Source organism: Cellulomonas sp. ATA003, from assembly GCF_031582905.1.
Taxonomy (GTDB): Bacteria; Actinomycetota; Actinomycetes; order Actinomycetales; family Cellulomonadaceae; genus Pengzhenrongella.
On the sequence record NZ_CP133990.1, the window covers coordinates 1724088 to 1747075 of the forward strand.

At 75.4% G+C, this 22988-nt stretch carries 14 protein-coding genes and 2 pseudogenes; 5 read left to right on the top strand and 11 right to left on the bottom strand.

All coding sequences use genetic code 11. The annotated features are described in order from the left end of the window. Positions 1-64: 64 nt before the first annotated feature. From REH70_RS08440 to REH70_RS08460, 5 genes and pseudogenes are all read right to left on the bottom strand, one after another. Positions 65-487: pseudogene (locus tag REH70_RS08440) on the bottom strand (ABC transporter transmembrane domain-containing protein); the annotation flags it as partial. Then, positions 484-2985 (bottom strand): glycosyltransferase family 4 protein, encoded by a 2502-nt coding sequence (locus REH70_RS08445; protein WP_310753710.1) that lies wholly within the window; start codon positions 2983-2985, stop codon positions 484-486. The pseudogene REH70_RS08440 and the gene REH70_RS08445, both read right to left, overlap by 4 nt. After that, positions 2972-4369 (bottom strand): glycosyltransferase, encoded by a 1398-nt coding sequence (locus REH70_RS08450; RefSeq protein WP_310753711.1) that lies wholly within the window; start codon positions 4367-4369, stop codon positions 2972-2974. The genes REH70_RS08445 and REH70_RS08450 overlap by 14 nt, the downstream gene beginning before the upstream one ends. Before the next feature lie 154 nt (positions 4370-4523). Next, a complete protein-coding gene (locus REH70_RS08455; protein WP_310753712.1) occupies positions 4524-5471 on the bottom strand; it encodes a HAMP domain-containing sensor histidine kinase in 948 nt (315 codons plus the stop codon). Beyond that, positions 5354-5884 carry a hypothetical protein gene (locus REH70_RS08460; protein ID WP_310753715.1) on the bottom strand — a complete coding sequence of 177 codons (531 nt, stop codon included), beginning with the start codon at positions 5882-5884 and terminating at the stop codon, positions 5354-5356. Before REH70_RS08460 ends, REH70_RS08455 begins: the two co-directional genes overlap by 118 nt. Positions 5885-6620: 736 nt before the next feature. Here REH70_RS08460 and pflA point away from each other — a divergent pair. Further along, positions 6621-7514, top strand: a complete 894-nt coding sequence (gene pflA / locus REH70_RS08465; protein ID WP_310753717.1) for a pyruvate formate-lyase-activating protein — start codon at positions 6621-6623, stop codon at positions 7512-7514. An 85-nt stretch (positions 7515-7599) separates the two neighbouring features. Here the strand turns inward: pflA and REH70_RS08470 are convergent, their stop codons facing one another. Next, entirely contained in the window at positions 7600-8811 is a 1212-nt protein-coding gene (locus REH70_RS08470; protein ID WP_310753719.1) for a cobalamin-independent methionine synthase II family protein, read from the bottom strand. A 374-nt stretch (positions 8812-9185) separates the two neighbouring features. On the opposite strand from REH70_RS08470, the gene REH70_RS08475 reads away from it, so the two are divergent. Continuing rightward, the gene (locus tag REH70_RS08475) at positions 9186-10184 is read left to right on the top strand and encodes a diacylglycerol kinase family protein (protein WP_310753721.1); all 999 of its coding nucleotides are present in this window, start codon (positions 9186-9188) and stop codon (positions 10182-10184) included. 107 nt (positions 10185-10291) lie between these two features. Here the strand turns inward: REH70_RS08475 and REH70_RS08480 are convergent, their stop codons facing one another. From REH70_RS08480 to REH70_RS08490, 3 genes are all read right to left on the bottom strand, one after another. After that, complete coding sequence (locus REH70_RS08480) at positions 10292-10696, bottom strand: hypothetical protein (protein WP_310753722.1); 405 nt, start codon at positions 10694-10696, stop codon at positions 10292-10294. Further along, positions 10681-11193: a maleylpyruvate isomerase N-terminal domain-containing protein gene (locus REH70_RS08485; protein ID WP_310753723.1), complete on the bottom strand. Its 513-nt coding sequence runs from the start codon at positions 11191-11193 to the stop codon at positions 10681-10683. The genes REH70_RS08480 and REH70_RS08485 overlap by 16 nt, the downstream gene beginning before the upstream one ends. Positions 11194-13491: 2298 nt before the next feature. Further along, positions 13492-14646 (bottom strand): adenylate/guanylate cyclase domain-containing protein, encoded by a 1155-nt coding sequence (locus REH70_RS08490; RefSeq protein ID WP_310753725.1) that lies wholly within the window; start codon positions 14644-14646, stop codon positions 13492-13494. An 856-nt stretch (positions 14647-15502) separates the two neighbouring features. On the opposite strand from REH70_RS08490, the pseudogene REH70_RS20575 reads away from it, so the two are divergent. From REH70_RS20575 to REH70_RS08505, 3 genes and pseudogenes are all read left to right on the top strand, one after another. After that, a pseudogene (locus REH70_RS20575) lies at positions 15503-15580 on the top strand (hypothetical protein); the annotation flags it as partial. A 222-nt stretch (positions 15581-15802) separates the two neighbouring features. Beyond that, a complete protein-coding gene (locus REH70_RS08500) occupies positions 15803-17974 on the top strand; it encodes a 5'-nucleotidase C-terminal domain-containing protein (protein ID WP_310753727.1) in 2172 nt (723 codons plus the stop codon). Positions 17975-18252: 278 nt separating this feature from the next. Continuing rightward, positions 18253-19761: a DUF222 domain-containing protein gene (locus REH70_RS08505; protein ID WP_310753728.1), complete on the top strand. Its 1509-nt coding sequence runs from the start codon at positions 18253-18255 to the stop codon at positions 19759-19761. A gap of 601 nt (positions 19762-20362) precedes the next feature. On the opposite strand, the gene REH70_RS08510 is transcribed toward REH70_RS08505, so the two are convergent. Beyond that, a complete protein-coding gene (locus REH70_RS08510; RefSeq protein ID WP_310753730.1) occupies positions 20363-20938 on the bottom strand; it encodes a hypothetical protein in 576 nt (191 codons plus the stop codon). Positions 20939-21132: 194 nt separating this feature from the next. Continuing rightward, positions 21133-22320 carry a bifunctional diguanylate cyclase/phosphodiesterase gene (locus tag REH70_RS08515; RefSeq protein ID WP_310753731.1) on the bottom strand — a complete coding sequence of 396 codons (1188 nt, stop codon included), beginning with the start codon at positions 22318-22320 and terminating at the stop codon, positions 21133-21135. Between the last annotated feature and the right edge of the window lie 668 nt (positions 22321-22988).

Here is a 22988-nt window from a genome sequence, read left to right on the forward strand (position 1 = left end):
GGAGCGCGGTGACGGTCGCCTCCTGGACGCGGCCGACGTCCCCGGTCACCCGGGTGACCAGGTCGCCGGTGCGCGCCCGGTCGTGGAACGCGAGGGACAGCCGGTGCAGGTGCGCGTACAGCTCGGCCCGCACCCGGGTCAGCACCCGGTTGCCGGCGAGCGCGAAGCACACCGTCATGAGGTAGGACGCCCCGGCGCGCAGCGTCACGACGGCGACGACGGCGAGCGACGCGACGAGCAGCAGGGCGCCGAGGTCGTCCGGCGGGCGGACCGCCAGGTCCGCCCCCGCGGCGACGACGACGGCGTCCAGCACCCACTTCAGCGGCCACGGCTCGAGCAGCCGCAGCGCGACCTCGGCGAGCAGAGCCGCCCCGCCCCCGGCGATGAGCCGCCGCTGCTCGCGCACGTGCGGGCGGAACTCGCGCAGCGTGCGGCGCAGCCCCGGGACGGCCTCCCGCAGCCCGGCGGGGCGCGACCCGCGGCTCATCGGGCGCCCGCCCGGGCCGGGGCGTCGAGAGCCGCGCCGAGCAGCCGGTCGACGACGGCGCGCCACGTGTGGTCGGCGACGGCGGCGGTGCGGCCCGCGCGACCGAGCTCCGCCCGGCGTGCGGCGTCGTGCCGCAGGGCCGCGAGGGCCCGGGCGAGGTCGGCCGGGTCGCCGGGGGTCACCAGGGCGCCGAGGCGGCCGCCGTCGAGCGTGCGGGGCAGCTGACCGACCGCGCTCGCGACCACCGGGACGCCCGCGGCCAGGTACTCGACGACCTTGAGCGGGGAGAAGTAGAGGTCGGGCAGGTCCGGGTAGGGCGCGCACGCGACGTCCATCCGGTGCAGGTGGGTCAGGACGTCGGCCGGCGCGAGCGCCCCGGTGAACGCCACGTGCCGCCCCGCGGCCGCGCGCAGGTCCGCCCCGCACGGACCGTCGCCGACGACGAGGCCGCGCCAGGACGGGTCCGTCCGGTGCAGCCGGTCGAGCGCGGTGAGCAGGACGTCCACGCCGTGCCACGCCTTGAGCGTCCCGACGAACCCCACCGTGAACGGGTCCGACCCGGCGGGGGCGGTCGGCCGGGGTGCGGGCACGACGGCGTCCGTGTCGACCCCGTTGGGGACCGTGAGGACGGCGTGGGTGCGTCCGGACGCCCGCACCCAGTCGGCCACCGCGTCGCTCACGCACGCCACCACGCCGGCTGCACCGAGCGCCTCGGCGGCCACCGCCTCGGCGGCGGCGCGGTCGGCGAGCTCGCGGTGCGCCGCCTGCTCGGCGACCAGCGGGGCGTTGACCTCGAGCACACTCGGGACGCCGGCCGCCGCGGCCCATGCCGTCGCCGTCCGGCCCCACAGCGCGTAGCGCTCGTACACGAGGTCCGGTGGGGGCAGCGCGCCGAGCACGTCCGCGACCGCCCGGTCGCTGCGCTGGGCCGCGCGCTCGCGCTCGGCGGCGGGCCCGCGGCCCACGGCGGGCAGCCGGTGCACCCGGACCGTCGCGAGGTCGGCCGGCGGTGTGCCGCCCTCCCGGGCGCAGACGAGGTCGACGTGGGCGCCGCGGCGCACGAGCTCGCGCAGGACGGCCTGGACGTGCACGGAGGCACCCTTGCTGCCCCACACCGGGATGCCGGGGTCGGTGCAGACGTACGCGACCCTCATCGCCCGGCCCCCGCGAGCAGGTCCCGGCCGTGGGCGCCGACGCCCGGGACGGCGTCGACCGTGCCGGGGAGTGGGGGGTGCCGGGGGTGCCGGACGGGACGGGGAGCCGGGCGGGACGGCGGTGCCGGGGGAGCCGGCGGGACGAAGGGAGCCGGCGAACACCGACCGCAGCACGGCCGCCTGCCGGTGCACGTCGAACCGGTCCTCGACGACCGCGCGGGCGCCGCTCGCGAGCCGGACCCGCAGGGCGGGGTCGCTCAGCAGCCGGCGCAGCGCGTCCGCGAGGGCCGCCGGGTCGTGCTCGGGCACGAGCAGCCCGGTGCGGCCGTCGTGGACGACCTCGGGGATCCCGGTCACCGGGGTCGCGACCGCCGGGGTGCCCAGCGCCATCGCCTCGAGCAGCACGGTCGGCAGGCCGTCGCGGTTGCCGTCGGTCCCCACGACGCACGGCGCGGCGAACGCGGCGGCGCCCTGCACGACCTCGCGGACCCGGCTCTGCGGCAGCGCGCCGAGCAGCCGCACGTGGTCGCCGAGACCGAGGCGCTCGACCTGCGCGGCCAGGTCGGCCTCGCACGGCCCGGTGCCGACGAGGTCCAGGCGGACCGGGACGCCGTCCGCCACGAGGAGGGCGATCGCGTCGACCAGGTCCGCGAACCCCTTCTTCTCCACGAGGCGCCCGACCGCGGCGACGACGCAGGGACGGTCGGCGGGGTCCGCGCCGGGGAAGGTGTCGAGGTCCAGGCCGTTGTAGACCCGCACGACCGACGCCGCCGCCGTGCCGAAGCTCGCGCGCAGGTGGGCCAGGTTGTAGTCGCTCACGGTGACGACCTCCGCGGCGTCGGTGAGCTTGCGGCGCAGGTCCCCGGGGTCGACGTCGTCGTGGAAGATGTCCTTGGCGTGGGCCGTGAAGCTGTACGGCACCCCGGCGAGGCGCGCGCTGAGCCGCGCGACGGTCGTGGCGACGCTCGCGAAGTGGGCGTGCACGTGCGTGATGCCGCGTCGGCGGAGCTGGACGGCGACCTCGACCGCCTGCACCGCGTCGACCACCGCGACCTCGAGCAGCTCGTCGAGGCACGCGGCGAGGCCGGGCAGCTCGGCCCGGGCGCCCGCGAGGCACTCCCACACGTCCGCGGCGCGCAGGCCGGCCGACCGGACGTAGGTCACCGAGGCCCGCACCTGCGCCAGCGCCTCGTGGAAGCGTCCGTCGACCGGCGTGCGCAACGAGAAGACGTCGACGTGCTCGCCGGCCGCCTCCACGGCGAGCAGCTCGTTGACGATGAACGTCTCGGAGAACCGGGGGTACATCTTCAGCACGTAGGCGGTGCGGCGCTCAGACGGGGACACGGGCGGGCTCCTGGGGTCGGGTCAGGCTGGTGGCGGTCGGCTGGGTCGTCGGGACGGTCGTCGCTCGGACGGTCGGGGCGGTGCGGACGGTCGGGGCGGTCGGCGGGCGGGCGTGCGCGCGGCGTGCGGCGCGGTCCAGGAGCTCGGCGCGGTCCAGGAGCGCGGCGGCGAGCCTCGGGACGCGGGCGAGACCGTCGAGGTCGATCGGGCCGGCCGGTGCGGCGGGTCGCGGCCCCACCGCTGCGTCGAGCCAGCGGCCGAGGGCAGCGGGCTCGACGTCACCCGGCTCGAGGACCGACGCGAGGCCGACCCGCTCGAGGCTGCGCGCGCGCACGAGCTGCTCCGCGCGTGGCGTCGTCCGCGGCGCGAGCAGGGTGGGTGCGCCCGCCGCGAGGAGCTCGCAGACGCTGTTGTAGCCCGCCATCGACACGACCGCGGCGGCGCCGGCGATGAAGCGGTCGGCGTCCGGCACGAACTCCAGCAGCACGTGACCGGGCCGGTCGGCCGCCGTCGACCGCAGGGCCTCGCGGGCGTCGCGGCGCATGTAGGGCCCGGTCAGCACGACGCCGGTGTGGCCGGCCGGCAGCGGCGCGCGCAGGAACGCCTCCGCCAGCTCGACGCCGTCCTGGCCGCCGCCGACCAGGCACAGCACGTAGGGCGTGGCCGGGGGTGCCACGCGCGGCGTCGGGCGGGTGCGCACGACGGCGCCCGCGCCACGGCCGTGCGCGAGGTACCCGGTGTAGCTCACCTTGCCCGCGACGGCGGCCGGCAGCCCGCACTCGGTCACGAGGTCGTGCACGGCCGGGTCGCCGTAGACCCAGACGGCGTCGTAGAGGTCGCGCACGGCCTCGGTCGTCCGGGCGTCGTCCCACTGCCGGCGGGCGACCGCCGGGTCGTCGAGGACCTCGCGGAGGCCCAGGACGACCACCGTCGGTGTCGACCGCAGGGCCTCGAGAGCCGGGTCCAGCTCGCCGCCGAGACCGCGGGCCACCTTGTCCACCACGAGCAGGTCCGGCCCGAAGGCCAGCAGGGTCGCGGTGAGGATCGCCGAACGCAGAGCGAGGACCTCGGGGAGCGTCACGCCCAGGGTCCGCGCGGCGTACCCGCCGGCGTGGTCCTTGTGCAGCGTCGGCAGGGTCACGACGTCGGTCCGCGGGGGCAGCGGCAGCGCGGTCGCCTCCGGCGCCCCGGTGAGCAGCAGGACGTCGGTGTCCGGCTCGGCGGCGACGAGCGCGGCGGCCAGGGCGATGTTGCGCCGGATGTGGCCCAGCCCCTGGGTGTCGTGGGAGTACAGCGCCACCCGCCGCGGGCGCTCGGGCTGCCGCGGGTGCTCGAGCCGTCCGGGAGCACCACGCGGCGGCGAGGGCAGGGAGGTGAGGGTCACGGGGATCTCCGACCGGTCGGGCACCGGGTGTCGGTGCGTCCGGTGACGACACTCGCGGGCGTCGATGGGAGTGACGTGAGGTGGCGATGAGAGACCTCTCATCGCCGGGTGCTGCCGCGTGCTACCCGCGCGCTACCCGCGTGCTGCCCATGGGCTACGCGCGCGCGGCGGTCCGGCCGACGGGCAGCACGAGGCGGAAGGTCGACCCCCGGCCGACCTCGCTGTCCAGGCGGACCTGACCGCCGTGCGCCTCGACGACCGCGGTGACGATCGCCAGGCCCAGGCCGTGCCCGTCGGAGCGGCGCGCCTGCGCGGTGGCGCGCGCGAACCGCTCGAAGATCCGCTCGCGGTCGACCTCGGCGATGCCCTCGCCCTCGTCGCGCACCCAGATGTGCACCCGGTCGCCGTCGCGCGAGGAGCCCAGCGCGATGACGTCGCCCGGAGCGGTGTGCTGGACGGCGTTCTGGGCGAGCTGCGTCAGCGCCTGCGTCAGCCGCTGCGGGTCCGCGTCGATCTCGACCGGCACCGCGCCGTCGTACGTCCAGGCGCGGTCGGCGAGGGCCGAGACCTTGGAGAACACCTCGGGCAGCAGGTCCTGCACCGGTACGGGGCGCCGGTCGAGGAAGTCCGGCCGCTCCGACCGGCTGAGCAGCAGGAGGTCGTTGACCAGCCGTCCCATGCGGTCGAGCTCATCGAGGACGAGGGCGATGGTCTCCTCGCGGTCGGCCGGGTCGTCGGTCATCACCTCGAGGTGGCCGCGCACGATGGTGATCGGCGTGCGCAGCTCGTGGCCCGCGTCGCTGACGAAGTCGCGTTGGGAGTCCAGCGCTCCTTCGACGCGGTCGAGCATCTCGTTGAAGGTCCGGGCGAGCTCGGCGGTCTCGTCCGCACCGGACACCGGCATCCGGGCGGACAGGTCGTTCTCGTTGATCGACCGCGCGGTCTCGATGGCCCGGTGCAGGGGCGCGAGCACCCGCCCCGCGATCACGTACGCGAGCGCGGACGCCAGCGCCAGGACGGCGAGGAGCACCAGGGCGATCCGCCCGACCAGGGTGTCCACGCGGGCGAGGCGCTCCGCGGGGAACTCCGCCACCACGAACACCCCCGGACCTCGGGCTCCCCGGCCGGCCCGGTGGAGACCAGCGGGACGGCGAGGTACTCGGCGGTTCCCGCGGTCGTCTCCACCTGGCCGCGTTGCGGCTCGGTGATCTCGGCCATCCGGGCGACGAACGCGCGGTCCGCGGTGAGCTCGGCGGGCGGGCTGGCGCTGGTGAGGAACGGCTCGCCGTCGACGAAGGCGTAGAGGCCCTCGTCGGCGGCGGTCACGTTGCGGCGGAAGAACGTGTCGAGGATGGCCGGCAGGTCGCCGGCGAAAGGCTGCGCGGTCGTCGGGTCGTTGCCCGCGGCGAGCCGGTCCAGCTCCTCGACCTCCTGGCGCAGCCGCGTCTCGACGCTGCTGGTGACGTCGTCGACGAGCACGGTGCGGGCGGCGAACCCGGTGACCCCCAGGGACAACGCGAGCAGCCCGACGTAGGCGAGCAGGATGCGGGTGCGGGTGCCGCCCAGCCCGGCCCGACGCCGGGGGCCGGGCCCGCGGCGCGGGAGCGGGCACCGGTCGACGCGGCGGACGCGCCCGGTGACGCGTCCGGGAGCGTGGGCAGGGCGGTCGGCTCAGTCGTCGTCCGCTCCGTCATCGTCCCCGTCGTCCCCGTCGTCGTCCCGGTCGTCGTCATCATCGTCCCAGTCGTCATCGTCGTCGTCGGGGGGGCGGGGGCGGGCGGTACGGGGGCCGGACGAGGCGGCGGAACCGGTGCCTGCCGGACGGCGGGTGGTGCGGCCGGCGCGTCGGCGCCGGGCCCCGCTCCGGACGGGCCGGTGAGCTGATCGGCGGGCTGATCGGCCGGTGGGACGGCGGGGTCCTCGCCCGCCGGTGGCACCGGGGCGCCCGTCACGTCGGGGACGGGCTCGGTGTCCGGCGTCGTCCCGTCCGGCGAGCCCTCGCCGTCGGACCCGTCGGACCCGGTGCGGAGCTGGATCACCGGCACCGGGGGCGTGTCGTCCGGTGCCTGCGGGAGGGCCAGGGCCAGGGCGCCCGCGACGAGCACCGCGAGCACGCCGACGATCACGGGGGTGCGCATGCGTCCACCGTGCGCGCGGGGGATGAGGCCCCGGTGAGCGGTGGATGAGAAGACTCTCATCTGCGGGACGGAGGTCCCGGGTGCGGGCCCGATCCGCACGGCAGGCTCGAACCATGACCACGACAGCGGCCCCTCTGCCCGCGACGGCCGACGGCGCGCCCGTCATCGAGCTCACCACGCCGCTGGTCGGCGGCGCGCGGGGACGCTCGTCGGGCGGCACCGCGGGTCTCGAGGTGTCCGACGCCGACCGCCACGACCGCCTCGCGCAGATGCGCGCCGGCGAGCTCGGGTCGGTGCACTCCTGGGAGCTGGTGACCGCCGTCGACGGCCCCGGGACGCGCCTGACCGTGTTCCTCGCCGGCTGCCCGCTGCGGTGCCTGTACTGCCACAACCCGGACACCATGGAGATGCGTCGCGGCGAGCCCGTCACCGCCGACGAGCTGCTGGCCCGCATCGCCCGCTACCGCGGCATCTTCGCCGCGACCGGTGGTGGCCTGACCATCTCCGGTGGTGAGCCGCTCATGCAGCCCGCGTTCGTCCGTCGCATCCTGCGCGGCGCGAAGGGGATGGGCATCCACACGACGATCGACACCTCGGGCTTCCTCGGGGCGCACTGCTCCGAGGCGATGCTCGACGACCTCGACCTCGTGCTCCTGGACGTGAAGTCGGGCGACCCGGACACCTACCGCCGGGTGACCGGCCGCGACCTGCAGCCCACCCTCGACTTCGGCCGCCGGCTCGCGGCGCGCGGCACCGAGATCTGGGTGCGCTTCGTCCTGGTCCCCGGCCTGACCGACGACGTCGCGAACGTCGACGTGGTCGCGGACTACGTCGCGACCCTGCCGACCGTCAGCCGCGTCGAGGTGCTGCCCTTCCACCAGATGGGCCAGGACAAGTGGGAGTCCCTCGGGATGCGGTACACGCTCGGCGACACCCGCGCGCCGTCACCCGAGCTCGTGGAGCGCGTCCGCGGGCAGTTCCGCGCGCGCGGGCTGACGGTGCACTGAGCCGCGGCGGCGCCGGGAGCGGCCGGCACCGCGTGAGCGCGCAGCATCGCGCCAGCGCGCCGCGCGCCGCGCGCCGCGCACCGCGTCATCGCCAGAGGCGCTCGCTCGCGATCCGCGCGCCCGCCGAGAGCGCCTCGAGCTTGGCCCAGGCGATCTGCGGGTGGACGCGACCGCCGAGCCCGCAGTCGGTCGAGGCCAGGACGTTCCCCCGACCGACCCGCTCCGCGAACCGGGTGATGCGCTGCGCGACGAGCTCGGGGTGCTCGACCACGTTCGTCGCGTGCCCGACGACGCCCGGGATGATCACCTTGCCGTCGGGCAGGGCGACGTCGTCCCACACGGTGTACTCGTGCTCGTGCCGGGCGTTGGCCGCCTCGAACGTGTACCCGCCCGCGTTCACCTCGAGCATCGTGGAGACGATGTCGGCCATCGGCAGGTCGGTCGTGTGCGGACCGTGCCACGAGCCCCAGCACAGGTGGAAGCGGATGCGGTCCTCGGGCAGCCCGCGCAGCGCGTGGTTGAGGGCCTCGACCCGGATCCGGGTGAACCGCAGGTAGTCCTCGACGCTCGGTTCGGGGTCGATCTGGTCCCAGTTCTCCGCGATCGAGGGGTCGTCGATCTGCAGGACGAGGCCGGCGTCGAGGATCGCCTCGTACTCCGGGCGGAGCGCGTCCGCGCACGCGTACACGAACTCCTCGTCGGTGGCGTAGTGCTCGTTGGCGATCCGTGACGCGCTGCCGGGCGACAGCGCGGTGATGAACCCCTCGGCGGCGCCGGTCGCGGCCATCGCGGCCGTCATGTTGGCGACGTCCGCCGCAACGGCGTCGTGCCCGGTGTAGGTGAGCGGCCCGGTGCACTTGGGGAACGGCGGCGGCGAGTCGCCGCCGGAGAAGATGCCCGACGTCGGGTCGGCGTACGCCGCGGCGAAGCGGCCCCGGTCGCGGCGGTGGAGGAAGCCGGTGAGCCGGACGTCGCCGGGCGCGGCGGCCACCTGGTCGACGGCCCAGCGGCCCTCGAGGTCGAGCTCCAGCCCACCCAGACGCTGGAAGGAGTAGGACCACCACGCGCCGTAGTCGACCGGCGAGCTCATCGCCTTGCCGTACTCGCCGTCGCCGACGACCGAGATCCCGGCGTCGAGCTGACGCTGCACCACCCCGACGACCTGGTCGTGGAGCATCCTCTCGAAGCCCTCGGGTCCCTCGCCGGCGGCGCGTGCGGCGTTCGCGGCGATGAGCTCGGCGGTGCGCGGCAGCGAGCCGGCGTGGGTGGTCTGGATGCGGTCGGTGCTCCGGAGCACGGGGTTCCCTTCGCCGGTCGGGCAGGTCGCGGCCATGCTGCCACGCGGCTGCTCGGCAGTGACGCTCGTCACCGGTCCGTGGGCGCCCCGGTCCCGGCGTCCGGCACCGGCGTCCGGCGGCCCGGGCTCACGGCACCGGGCGACGTCCTGCTGCGGGCACGCTGCTCGTGCTGCCGGAACCGCTGCTCGGCGGGACCCGTCGGCATACCGCGCGGAGGTCGCCGTGGTCTGCGAGGGTGTGGCCGCAGGTACGGCGTCGGCGACGACCCGGAGGCGTCCCGCGGGGCCGTCCGCCGGGTCGGCCCGGTGGGCACGTCCGCCGGACGCCCCGTGGTGCCGCCGCCCACCTGCACCATCTTCAGGAGGCCATCGTCATGGACGCAGCACCCACCGACCGCGCGACCGCGCAGCCCGGGCCGCACCTCGCGCCCGCGGACGAGCGCCGTCCGCTGCGGTCGGCGGTCGTCGTCAACCCGGTGCGCGTCGAGGACCTCCCGACCCGCAAGGAGGCCGTCGAGGCAGCGCTCGCCGAGGCGGGCTGGCCCGCCCCGCAGTGGATCGAGACCACCGCGGAGGACCCGGGTGCAGGTCAGGCGCGCCAGGCGATCGCCGACGGCGCCGAGCTCGTCTTCGTCTGCGGCGGTGACGGCACCGTGCGGTCGACCATCGAAGGTGTCGCCGGGACCGATGTCGCGCTGGCGGTGCTGCCCGCCGGCACCGGCAACCTGCTCGCGACCAACCTCGGCGTGCCGGACGACCCCCGCGCCGGAGTCCATCTGGCGACCCAGTGGGGTCGTCGCCGGCTCGACGTCGGCGACGTCGACGGGCAGGCCTTCGCCGTGATGGCCGGCATGGGCTTCGACGCGGCGCTGCTCGAGGACGCCTCGACCGACCTCAAGGCGAAGATCGGGCCGCTCGCCTACGTGCTCTCGGCCGTGCGGCACCTGACCGACCGCCGTGCGACCGTGCGGGTCAGCATCGACGGACGGGCACCGGTGCGCCGCCGCGCGCGCAGCGTCGTCATCGGCAACGTCGGGCGGCTCCAGGGCGGCGTCACGCTCCTCGCGGACGCCGAGCCGGACAACGGCCAGATGGACGTGGCCATCCTCGCGCCGCGGACCGTCGGGCACTGGGTCGCGCTCGCCTGGGGCGTCGTGCGCCGCCGGCGCGACGTCGCCCACATGCAGGTGCTGCGTGGCACGGACATCACCGTGTCCTGGGACAGCGAGCAGCCGCGGGAGCTGGACGGCGACGTCATCGAGCCCGGCCGGTCCATGCGGGTGACCGTCCGGCCGGGTGCGCTGCTGCTGTGCGTGCCGCAGCCGGAGGAGAGCCCGGACCTCTCCGAGGGCGCGGAGCGGCTCGCGGACTGACCCGCGCACTGCCTGACCGGCTCGCGGGTCACGCCCGGGATCACCGCCCGGGCGCGGCCCGGGTCAGGGCCCGGGTCAGGCCAGGTCCGGTTTCGTGTCGGCGCGGGTCAGGGCCCCGGTACGAGGTCCTTGAACCGGACCGCGAGGTCGTGGTCCCCGGTCACCGTCAGGCCGGAGTGGTCGAGGGGGAGCCGGCCGAGGGCGAACAGCAGCAGCGACTCGTCCTGCCCGCTCAGGACGACCGCCGGCTCGCTGGTCACCGCGCCCCATGTGGTGCCGTCCCACTCCGCCTCGACGGTCAGCGCGGTGCCGGTCAGGCGGATGGCGGTCCCGACCGGCGGCACGGTGCCGGCCGATCCCGCCAACGCGGGCCAGAACACCTGGAGCACCACAGCGCACGCCGGGAGCGCGGCCGCCGTCAGCGTGCCGTCACCGGTGAGGGCCTCGGCGAGATCGCTGCGGTGCACCGCGGCCTCCATGAGGAACACCTCGAGGGCTAGGTCGAGAGGCACGTCGCCGTACGGCATGGGGACGGTCGCCGTCCCGCGCCCAGTGCCCGCGGCCGTGCCGCCGCCCCTGCGCCGGTCCCCCTGCCGGTCCCCGCGCCGGTGCTGCTCGTGGCGTCGGCCAGCGCAGCGGTCAAGGCGTCCAGGGCCTGCCGCAGCGCGGGCACGATCGCGTCGCGGTCGACCGTCAGCTCGCGTCCATGCGCGACCCCGGCGCCGCCCGACGTCGCCAGGCGCAGACCGGCGGTCTCCAGGGTCGTGCCCCAGTGCACGTGGCGGACGAGGTCCTCGACCGTCCACCCGGCGAGTCGGGAGGGTCGGTCCCACACCGTCCGGGCACCGTCGGGCGAGCCGCCGCGCACCGCACCGGGGACCTCAGCGGGCACCTCACCGGGGGAGCCGTCGGGCAGGGTGCCCTCGCGCAGGGCGCCGTCGAGCAGGGCGAGGAAGCCGGCCCACTCCGCGCGGATGAGCGCGGCGGTGGCCGTGACGTCGTCCGGCATGGTGGCTCCTCTCGGTCATCGGTCATCGGTCGTCGGTCATCGGTCGTCGGTCGTCGGTCGGTGGTCAGGCGGGTCTGCCGCCGGCACGGAGGCGGGCACCGAGCTCGGTCGCGAGGTCCGTCATGCCCAGCGCGGTCGCGGTGGCGTACGCCGTCCGGTCGAGCTCCTGCGCCGCGGCACCGTCGCCGAGCGCGTCGAGGACGCGGGCGAGCTCGGCGCGGGACCGCGCGGCGAGCCCGCGGGCGCCCAGGGCGTCGTTGCGGCGCACGGCGTCGGTGAGGTGCTCGCGGGCGCCCGCCGGGTCGCCGGCCGTGTGCAGCGCCAGGCCGACGTAGTGCGACCCTGCCCCCAGGCACATCGCGCCGGCACCGACGACGACGTGCTGGCCGGCCCACGGCAGCAGCCGGTCCGCGATGCGCGCCGCTGTCGCGGCGTCGTCGAGCACCGCGGCGGCCTCGGCGAGGTGAGCCATCGTGGACGCCCACGCGAGGTCGTCCGGCACGAGCGAGAAGTCGTCCGCGGCACACCGGTCGAGGTGCACCTGGGCCCGATCGCGGTCCCCGACGCGGGCGAGCACGGCCGCCGCGGCGAACTCGAACCGGGGGTGGAGCGTCAGCAGGTGGTCGACGGTGGGCAGCAGCGCGGCCACGTCACCGGTCTCGAGGTGCAGCCGCATGAGCTGGCCTCCCCACACCTGCTCGACGGCGCCGTAGTGCGCGCGCCGCGCCTCGACCCGGAAGGCGTCGATCAGGGGCGCGCCGCGCGGTAGTCGCCGGCGAGCAGCGCGCATGGACCGCCACATCGGCGGGTACCAGAAGTACAGCGGTCGCCCGAGCTGCTCGATCAGCGTGGTCGCCGCGGTCTGCATCGCGTCCGCGCCCGCGAGGTCGCCGGCCTCGAGGAGGTCCGTGAGCCGCAGGCGGGTGGCCTCCAGTCGCAGCTCGAGGTCGTCGGTGCCGTCGGCGGCGGCGGCGATCCGCGGGCCCGCAGCGAGCCGGTCGGTCAGGTGCCGGGGATCGCTCTGCGCCGCGCGCAGGGCCAGCAGCGCGTGCGCGAGCGCGGCGGGGTCGCCGCACTCCTGCGCGAGGTCGACCGCCCGCCGGCAGGTGTCGGCGCCCGCCGGGTCGCCGTCGAACACGAGCGCACGCCCCAGGTCGGCGAGCAGGTGGCTGCGTCGCACCCGCTCGCCCGGCGGCAGGGTCGCCTCCGCGGCCCGCAGCAGCTGCACCGAGCGGGCACCCCAGACCGATCGCGGCAATCGGCTCGCGAGCAGGGCGCTCTCGTACCCGGCCGCAGCGGTCACCAGGGTGTCGTCGTCCTCGGCCACCCGCGCGGTGTCGCCCGCCTCGGCGAAGGCGAGCATCGCCTCCTCGACGCGGCCCGAGCGTCGCTCGGCCTCCGCGAGCGCGAGCCGCCGGCGGAGCCGGTCCGGTCCGCCGCCGGTCCCCGGGAGGTCCAGGGCGCGGTGCAGGAGGGCGGCGGACCGCTGCGGGGAGCTGACCGCGTGCCGGGCGGCCGCCTCCTCGAGGCGTGCGGCGGCCTCGTCGGCGAGCGTGCCCGTCGGGGTGCCGTCGGCGAGGCCGGCGGCCAGGGGCGGCAGGGTCTCGACGGCGCGGGCCAGGTGGTGGCCGACGATCTCCGGCTCGCCGCCGTCCGGGGCGGCGTTGACCTCGAGCCACCGGGCGAACCGCACGTGCAGCTCGGCTCGCTCCCGGCGGGCCAGCGACCCGTAGGCGGCGTCGCGCAGGAGGGCGTGCCGGTAGGTGTAGGCGTCACCGGCGAGCGGGTGGGGGTGCGGCCCGACGAGCAGGCCGACCCGCGTGAGGTCCGCGAGCGGGGCGTGCGGTCGCTCGACCCCGAGCGCGGGCAGCGCACCGGTCGGGAACGTGACACCGGGGACCGAGCCGCGCTCGACCACGGTCCGCGACGCCCCGGGCAGCGCGTCGAGCTGTCCCTGGTAGATCGCCTGCACGGTGCTGGGCAGCACGGGCGGCGTCGTGCGGCCGGTGAACGTCCAGCAGGTGCCGTCCGGGCGCAGCGTCCCGGCCTGGATCCACGAGCGCAGCAGCTCCTCGACGAACAGCGGGTTGCCGCCGGACGCCGCGACGACGCCGTCGAGGTGCGTCTCCGGGAGCGTGCCGTCGCCGACCAGCGTGAGCACGAGCTCGCGCGTGACGTCCGCGGCGAGCGGCTCGAGGTGTCGCTCCCGCATCCCGGCGAGGTCGGCGGCGCCGCGGGCGAGGCCGGCGGTGGGGCGTGCGGTGACCAGCACGAGCCGGCCGCCGGGTCGAGGGTGGGTCAGCGCGTAGCGGACGAACGCGCGCAGGTCGGGTCCGGCGAGGTGGAAGTCCTCGACCACCCACACCGGGACCGGCGCCGACGTCGCGTCGAGGACGGCGGTCCACGCGCTGTACAGGTCGAGCGGCGCGGCGTCGAGCACGTCCCCGCGGAGCAGTCGGACCGTGTGCCGTACGTGCACCTCGGCGTGCGCCCGGTCGTAGCCGTGCGCGACCAGGGCGGCGACGAGGTCCGCGTCGAGGTCCGCGTCGAGGTCCACGCGGTGCTCGTCCGGCTCGGCGGACCGCCCACGGAGGCCGTCGCACGCGGCCGCGAGCAGGCGTGCGACGCACGTGTAGCCCCACTCGGGCTCGTCCCCGAGCCGCACCGTCCAGCTCGGGTGCCCGGCCGGCGCGATCGCGTGGCAGAACTCCTCGACGAGCCGGCTCTTGCCGACACCCGGCGGGGACACGAGCACGAGCCCGGGGGTGCGGTGGGCGACGTCGCGACGGCCAGTGCGTCGTGCAGGACGGCGAGCTCGTCGGCGCGGCCGAGCAACGGGGCGTGCAGGCCGTGCTGGCCCAGTCCACGGCGCGGCTCGCTGCGCTCGTGCAGCACGCGCCAGGTGCGCAGCGGTTCCGCCTTCCCCTTGAGGTGCAGCTCGCCGTGGTCCTCGAGGACGAAGCGGTGCGCGACCCCGAACGCCGTCTCGGGGCCGAGGAGCACCTGACCGGGGTCGGCCGCCGACTGCAGGCGCGCTGCGGTGTTGACCGCGTCGCCGGTGACACGCCAGCCGTCCGGCGCCCGGGTCACGACGACCTCACCGGTGTTCACCCCGACGCAGACCCGCAGGCCGCCGCGCGCGGCGTCGGCGTCGAACCCGAGGTCGTGCTCGAGCCGGGCGGTGTCGCGGACGAGGCGGGTCGCGGCGCGCACCGCCCGCACCGGGTCGGTGTCGTCCGCGTGGTCGGTGCCGAACGTCGCCATGACCGCGTCGCCGATGAACTTCTCCACTTGGCCGCCGTGCGCGACGACGGCGTCGGTGGCCCGCGCGAACCAGGCGTCCTGGATCCCGGCGACGTCCTCCGCGTCGAGCCTCTCGGACAGCGCGGTGAAGCCGGCGAGGTCTGCGAAGACCACGCTGACGACCCGCCGTCCCGTCGCGCCCGTGCTCATGTCGCGCTGACGGTAGCGTGCGTCGTCGCAGGTCGTCACCGGTATCGGCTCCCGACGGAGGTGGGCGCGTGGCTGTTCCGACGGCGGGCGTGACGTCGTTGTCCTGGATCCCGTCCGAGCTGATCCGTGGCCCGCTGCGGGTGCCGTTCGACGTCGGCCTCACCCACTACGACGACCCGCCGCCGGACCGGCTCGACGACCTGGACGCCCTGCGCCGCGCCGGCCGGTTCCGCTTCGTCAACCGGCTGCGCGCCACCGCCGAGCTGCATGACGGCCGGATCACCGCGGTGCACCCGGGGCCCGGCACGGGCGGCGTCATCGGGCTGACCAACCTGCTCGGGGGCGCCGTGCGCTTCCCCGCGGTGCAGATGCCCGACCTCCTGACGACACGGATCTCCGACGACGGTGCGGTGGCCGTCGTCCGGCAGACCGCCGGTGGGCGCGCGCCGCTGCCCGCACCGCGTCTCGTCCGGGGGCGCCCCCGTCTGGTCGCTCCGCTGGTGTGGACGACGCTCGAGCTCACGCTGCACGCGGACGGTCGTGCCACCCACCGCGTCGAGGGCGCGAGCGCGTTCCCGCGCCACTGGGTGTACGACGACGCCGGCCGGCTCACCGAGAAGGTGGCGCTCACCGACTCCGACGGTTGGCTGCACGACATGACCGAGGAGCAGAACCCGTGGCGCGGCGTCGAGGCGGCCGCGGTGACCACCCCGGTGGAGACCGAGCTCGAGCGGCGGCTGTCCGTGCTGGTCATGGGCGGCGACCGCCGGGTGCGGCGGCTCGCCGCGGGTGACGTGCTGTTCCGCCAGGGGGAGCCGGGGAGCATGTCGCCCTCCTGCTCGACGGCGTGGTCGCCGTGCGGCGGGACGGCGAGCGACTCGCGGAGATCGGCCCGGGCGCGATCCTCGGTGAGCGTGCCCTGCTCGAGGGAGCGCGGACGTCGAGCGTCGTCGCGGTCACCGACGTGACCGTCGCCGTCGTCCACGGCTCCGCCCTGCCGCGCGAGGAGCTCGAGCGCCTCGTGGACGGACACCGCCGTGAGGACCACCCGCCGCGCTGAAAGTCACCTCCCGTTCATCCGGACGGGCTAACGTCACCGCGTCGAGCATCGCTCGGCGTCCTCCGCTCGCCGTTCCGCCTCTCCACCAGGAGTCCCATGTCCGTGCGCAAGTCCAGCGCGACCGTCGCCGTCGCGTGCCTCGCGGTCGCCGTCGTCCCCACCCTGTCCGCGACCGCCGCGACGGTGCCGCCGGCGCCGTCCGACCCCGTGACCCTCACCCTGCTGTCCACCACGGACACGCACGGGCACGTCATGAACTGGGACTACTTCGCGGACGCGGAGTACGAGGGCGAGGACACGCTGGGCCTGTCCCGCGTCGCGACCGTCGTGAAGGAGGTGCGCGAGCGCGAGCCGGAGAACTCCGTGCTGGTCCTCGACAACGGCGACGCGATCCAGGGCACGCCGCTCACCTACCTCTACGGCCTGGGCGAGCGCGCCGACGAGGTCCTCGGCGGCACGACCGAGCACCCGATGGCGCAGGCCTTCGACGCCATCGGCTACGACGCCCAGGTCGTGGGCAACCACGAGTACAACTACGGCCTCGACATGCTCGCCGCGTACGAGGACGACCTGGCGGCGCCGCTGCTGGGCGCCAACGTCATCGACGTCGTGACCGGTGAGCCGTACCACGAGCCGTACACGCTGCTCGAGCAGGAGATCGACGGCCAGACGGTGACCGTCGGCGTCATCGGCCTGGTCACGCCCGGGGTGCGCGTGTGGGACAAGCAGCACGTCGACGGGGTGCTGGAGTTTCAGGACATGGTCGAGGCGGCGGAGCAGTGGGTACCGGTCGTCGACGACCTCGCCGACGTCGTCGTCGTGCTGGCCCACACGGGCCAGGGCACGGTGCCCGACGCGACGTACGACCCGGCCGACCTGAACGAGGACGTCGTCAACAACATCGCCGTCCAGGTGCCGGGGATCGACGTCATCGTCGCCGGGCACAGCCACCAGGACAGGCCCGCCACGGTGTTCACCAACGTCGCGGACGAGAAGGTGCTCGTCACGCAGCCGTACTACTGGGCGCAGAGCGTCACCGAGACCACCCTGTCCCTGGTGCCCGAGAACGACGGCTACCGCGTCGACTGGAGCGAGGGCGCGGCGCCGAGCGTCGAGCCGCACTACGGCCAGGAGATCGAGACCGAGGACGCCGCGTTCGTCGCCGAGCTCACCGCCGAGCACGAGGCGACGGTCGAGTACGTCAACACGCCGGTCGCGACGTCGGTCACCGAGCTCTCCGCGGCGACGTCGCGGTACGAGGACACCCCGATCATCGACTTCATCAACCACGTGCAGGCGCAGACCGTCGAGTCCGCTCTCGCCGACACCCCGTACGCCGACCTGCCGGTGATCTCCCAGGCGTCCCCGTTCTCGCGCACCGCCGTGTTCCCCGAGGGCGAGGTCACCATCCGCGACATGGCGGGCCTGTACATCTACGAGAACACCCTCGTGGGCGTGCGGATGACCGGTGCCGAGCTCACCGACTACCTGGAGTTCTCGGGGCGGTACTTCAACCAGGCGGAGGTCGGCGCGGAGTTCGACCCGGAGACCGGCACGAACGCGGTCACCGAGGACCGTCCCGAGGGCATCCCGGACTACAACTACGACGTCGTCTCCGGGCTCGAGTACGCGATCGACATCTCCCAGCCCGCCGGGGAGCGCATCGTCGGGCTCTCGCACCCCGACGGCACCCCGGTGGCCGACGACGACGTCTTCGTGCTCGCGGTGAACAACTACCGCCAGAGCGGTGGTGGGGGATACCCGCACGTCGCGGACGCCGAGGTGCTGTACGACGAGCGCCTGGAGATCCGGCAGCTGCTCATCGACTGGGCCGCGGCGGCCGAGGTGATCGACCCGGCGGACTTCTTCGAGCCGAGCTGGACGCTCGTCACCGAACCGGTCGCCACGCCGGTCCCGACGCCCACGCCGACCACCCCGGCGCCGACTCCCACCCCGAGCCCGACGACGACGCCCGCCCCGGGCACGGGCGGTGGGTCGGGTGCCGGGGGACCGGCTCAGGTGCGGCAGGTGGCGGCTCGGGTGGCGCGGGAGGCTCGGGTGCGGCGACGGGCGGCGGCCGGTCCGGGGCCCTCGCGGCGACCGGAGCCGAGGCGGCCGGCATCGCCGGTCTGGCCGCACTGCTCCTCGCGCTCGGCGCCGGCCTGTGGTCGGTCGCGCGCCGCGGGCAGCGGGTGGAGTGACCCGCGGGGACGGGGATCGCGGCGCAGGCACGGGACCTCGCGCCGTGACGTGACGGCTGGTAGCTGACGACGGCGGTGGTGGGCGACGCCCGCCACCGCCGTCGCGGTGTGCGACCGGACGATGTGGTGGAGGTGTTCGGTCAGGGAGGGCCCCTTCCTCCCGCGCCGCCGCCGCACGTTCTCTTAGTCGCGCGCGCTGTCCACAGATGCGTCGCGGTACCTCCGCGTGTGGGTGCCCTCGGTAGACTTCGAACATACGTTCGACGCGGGGAGGTGGCTGCGGTGACCGAGAGCACTCCGCCTGCGGCGCGTCCAGCGCTCCCTCCACCGCCCACGCTCACCGGTGTGGCCATCGCCGTTGACGGGTCCGCTGACGGCGGCACCCCCGCCTGCGCACCAGCGACGCCCGCTCTCGCGTCCGGGCAGACCCTGGTGACGGTGATGGCGTCGCTGACCCGGCAGGTCGGTGGTGCGGCCGGGTGGTCGGCCGTGGACCGGTCGGCGTTGCTGGCGGATCTGGACCGGGTGATCGACGGTCTGAGCGTCGTGCGGGCCGGGGTGCTGGTGGCGGACCGGGATGCCGGGGCGTGGCGTGGTGCGGGTGACCGGTCGTACGAGGCGGCGCGGGGGCGGGTCTCTGGGACAGGTGTGCGGGCGGCGGGGGTGCAGGTGCGGCAGGCCGAGCAGCTCGACGCCGCCCCCGCCGCCACAGCAGCGGTCACCGAGGGTCGCATCACCGTGGGTCACGCGGCGGTGCTGGGGAAGGTCGCGGTGACCGGTACCCCGGTGCAGCGGGAGGCCTTGGCGGACCCGGCGGTCCAGGAGGCGCTGGTCCAGGTGGCCGAGCGGCAGGACGCCGGCACGTTCCAGATCACCGTGGACCGGTGGGCCGCGACCGTGGACCCCGACGGGCTGGAACGCGACCACCAGGCGCGGCGCGCCGAGCGGTACCTGCACCTGACCCAGTCCACCGCGGGGACGTTCCTCAAGGGGCGGTTGGACACGATCGCCGGGCACCGGCTGGCCTTGGCGTTGGAGGCGCTGACCCCGCGCCCGGCAGAGGACGACGACCGTGACCCGGGCGAGCGCCGCGCGGACGCGCTGACGGAGATGGCGGGGCGGGTCCTGGCGTCGGTGGACACGAAGCCTGGTGGGCATGTGCCGGCGCAGATCACGATGGTCATGACTCCCGAGACGTGGGCGGCAGCCCGGGCCGAACGCGACCGGCGACGCCGCGCACCACAGCCCACCACCACGGGCTCAGGCACCAGCACTGGCACTGGCACTGGCACGAGTACGGGTACGGGTACCGGCGATGCGCCCTCCGGTGTGGGGGTGTCCGCCGGCGACGCGGTCAGCCCATCGGCCACGGTCGCCCCGGTGAGCTACCCGCCGGCGACCCTGGAGGACGGCACCCCCGTCCCGGTCACCGAGCTGGCTGCGGCGATGTGCGACTGCGATATCACCAGGGTCGTCATCGACGCCCACGGGGAACTGCTTGATCTCGGCCGCACGCAGCGGTTGTTCACCGGGGCATTGCGCAAGGCGATCATCGCCCGCGACCGCGAGTGCGGGTGGCCGTCGTGCCACGCACCGGCGCGGTGGTGCGAGATCCACCACATCGCCTGGTGGGACCGCGACGACGGACCCACCTCCGCCGACAACGGCGTCCCCCTGTGCTCCTTCCACCACCACGAGACCCACCGACGCGATCTCACCATCACGCGCATCGCCGCCACCGCGACGTCGACGAAGAACGCGACGGCCGCGAGGAGCGCGGCGGCGGTCAGCCGGTCATCAGCGCAGGAGCCGCCCGACGCCGGCGACGCACCTCCCGGCCACCCGCCCCCGTAGGCGCGGTCGCCGCACCGCACGGACCCCCACCGCACGGACCCGCGCCTCGCGGGAGCGGCGCGAGCTGCGCACCACCGGGAGCACTCGCCCGGGTCACCTACGAGTTCCGCGACCGCACCGGTCGGCTGGTCGCCGCGGCGGACGGGGTGATGGGCGCGGGCGACGGGGCTCTGCACCCCGCAGAAGCGGGGCGCTCCGGTGGTCGCGCTTCGTCAGGGACCGCGCCTGCGCAGGCCACCGCCTCGCCCGACACCGGTGAGCTCGAGTGGACGACGGACCCGTTCACGGGCGCCCGTGTGCCGGCGTTCTTCCTGGAGGTGTGAGGTGTGCCGATCACTGCCGAACCGCGGTCCGACGCCACGGCCGGTCGGCGGCACGGGGACGCGCGGAGCCGAACCGTGTGACCACACCGGCGCTGCCGGGCCTGCCCGGGTTGCCGGGTCTGACCGCGCTGCAGGGTCTGACCGCGCTGAAGGGCCTTGCCGCGCTGAAGGGTCGGACCGGGCTGCCGCATCTCACCTCCAGCGCGACGCTGCTGATGTCTCCCTCCGCTCGCCGTGCTGCCGTTCCGTCCATCAGCGGGGTCGCAGTCCCGCACCCTTCAGGGTGATGCCGGCCAACGCGCGGACGACGTCGGGATCCCCGCGTCGCCAGGCGCTGACGACGTCCGGCGCGACGTCGGTGACCCGACCGAGGGGCGCGTCCACGAGTGCGCGGAGCGCGAGCAGGTCCGTACCCGCGGGGAGTCACGGACCGTACGGACCCGCGCAGCGCGCCGCGCGGACAGCCACCGGTGCACGGCCCAGACGCCGGCCACCAGCACGACGGGCCACGCGGCGACCGAGACACCGGCGAGCACCGCTACCCGCTCCGCGCCGGTCTGGATGTCGACTCCCGAGCCCGCGAGGGCGAGTGCGGCGTCGCCGGCCGAGTCGAACGGTGCCCGCAGGTCGTCTCCCAGGAGCGGCGTGCGCGCGACGCCCTCGGCTGCATCGCGCAGACCTTCCTCGAGGGCTCCGCCTGCGCTCTCGAGAGCGCGACCGGGCTCGGCGAGCCGCCCGACGACGTCGTGCACCGCCCGGCCCACGAGGACCCAGGCGACGACCCATGCGAGGACCAGCGTGTCGCCGGCAAGCTGCCGGGCGCGGCGGGCGGGGATCTCGGCGTAGAGGCTCACCGAGGCATCGTCGCGTGTGCGACTGCCTCCCGCACCGGGTCGCCGTGGGGTGCGAGCCGTGGCCGCTCGGCTGTGGCTCGATGAGCGTGCCCGCGCTGACCTGGGGCGCGAGGAGCTGAGGCGCGAGGAGTTGGGGCGCGCGAGGAGCCGAGGCGCGAGCGCCTGGCGAGGTCAGCGTGCAGGGCGAGGGCGGGTCAGGACCCCGTCGCGGGGCGTGGGCGCGGCACGTCGGCGCCGGCGGCACGCCGACCGCCGGTCGGGCTGACCCGGGCGCGATCGGCGCGCAGGCGCACACCGATCTCCTCGGGGGTGGTCGGTCGGGCGAGGTGGAAGCCCTGCCCGATCGCGCAGCCGAGGTCCCGCAGGCTGATGGCGGTGGCTTCCTCCTGGACGCCCTCGGCGATGACCCGCAGCCCGAGGTCCCGGGCGAGCATGATGGTGGAGCGCACGATGATGAAGTCGTGGTGGTCGCGGTCCATGTCGCTGACGAACGACCGGTCGACCTTCAGCTCGTCGACGTCGAGGCGCTTGAGGTAGTTCAGCGAGGCGTGCCCGGTCCCGTAGTCGTCGACGGCGATCCCGACGCCGAGGCTCCGCAGCTCGGCGATGACGACGCCGGCGCGGGCGGGGTCGGACATGAGGCCGGTCTCCGTGACCTCGAGGACGAGCTCCGTGGGCGGGACGCCGTGGTGACGCAGCGCCTCGGCGACCTGACCGGGCAGCGCGAGGTCGGACAGGTGCCTCGCGGACAGGTTGACGGCCATCCGCAGCCGGTGCCCCTCCGCACGCCACCGGGCGAGGTCGGCGAGCGCGGTGTCCAGCACGTAGGCCGTCAAGGCGCCGATGAGGCCGGAGTTCTCCGCGAGCGGGATGAAGCTGTCCGGGGGGACGAGGCCACGGGCGGGATGACGCCAGCGGATCAGCGCCTCGACCCCGACGGTGCTGCGGTCGGTCAGGTCGATCTGGGGCTGGTAGGCGACGGTGAGGTGGCCGTTCTCGAGAGCCGCGCGCAGATCCGCGAGCAGGCGCAGTCGCTCGACGGTGTTGACGTCGAGCCGCTCGGAGTAGACGCAGGTCCGGTCGCGGTCCAGCTTGGCCTGGTAGAGCGCGATGTCGGCGTTCTTCAGCAGCGTCGCGGCGTCGGTGCCGTGCGCGGGTGCGACCGCGACCCCGGCGCTCGCCCGGACCACGAGGTCGAGCTCACCGACCGGCATGGGCGCGGCGAGCGCGGCGAGCAGATCGTGCGCGAGCGCCTCGCTGTCGACGAGGCCGCCGTCGACCACGACACCGAACTCGTCACCGCCCAGGCGGTTGACGAGCTGGGAGCCGCCGAGCACGCCGTCGAGGCGATCGGCGACGGTGCGCAGCAGCTGGTCGCCCACCGGATGTCCGAGCGTGTCGTTGATGTCCTTGAAGTTGTCCAGGTCGAGCAGGACGAGACCGGGGCCGGTGTCGTCCCCCGCGCCGCGATGGAGTGGGAGAGCTGCGCCTGGAGCCGGTCGCGGTTGCCGAGACCCGTGAGCGGGTCGTGCGTGGCCTGGTAGGCGTGCCGCACCGCCACCTTGGTGGACAGGTAGACCGCGAGGGCGGGGGCGCACAGCAGCAGCAGGAACGGGACGCCGCTGCTCGCGACGTTCGCGGCGACCGCGCCGATGCACAGCAAGATGGTTTGGGTGGCGGCGAAGAAGCGCACGTCGTGGCCCACGACCCGCTGCAGCGGCTGGGCAGCGGCGAGCGAGACGACGACGGCGACCAGCAGCCGGTTGACGACGACCATGACCACGCCCGCGATCAGCAGGGGCAGCAGGTCCTCGAGCGGGACCGTGCCTGGCACCTCGAGCAGCCGCAGGTCGGCGAGCCACGTGAACACGGCGCCCGCCGCGAGCAGGCTCAGCGCGTACTGGCCCGAGTTGAACACCGACTTCAGCGGCGCACGCCGCTGCAGGACGTCGTCGGCGAGGCTCGCGACGAGCTGCGCGAGCATCGCGACCCCCAGCCCACCGACGGGGATGAGGGCGAGGACGAACGGCGTGGACGTCGACACGGCCTC

What these genes read in the sequence shown, in the direction of transcription:
- pflA (WP_310753717.1), top strand. Translation starts at nt 6,621, where the DNA reads ATGACCACGACAGCGGCCCCTCTGCCCGCGACGGCCGACGGCGCGCCC.
- REH70_RS08475 (WP_310753721.1), top strand. Translation starts at nt 9,186, where the DNA reads ATGGACGCAGCACCCACCGACCGCGCGACCGCGCAGCCCGGGCCGCAC.
- REH70_RS08485 (WP_310753723.1), bottom strand. Translation starts at nt 11,193, where the DNA reads ATGCCGGACGACGTCACGGCCACCGCCGCGCTCATCCGCGCGGAGTGG.
- REH70_RS08490 (WP_310753725.1), bottom strand. Translation starts at nt 14,646, where the DNA reads ATGAGCACGGGCGCGACGGGACGGCGGGTCGTCAGCGTGGTCTTCGCA.
- REH70_RS08500 (WP_310753727.1), top strand. Translation starts at nt 15,803, where the DNA reads ATGTCCGTGCGCAAGTCCAGCGCGACCGTCGCCGTCGCGTGCCTCGCG.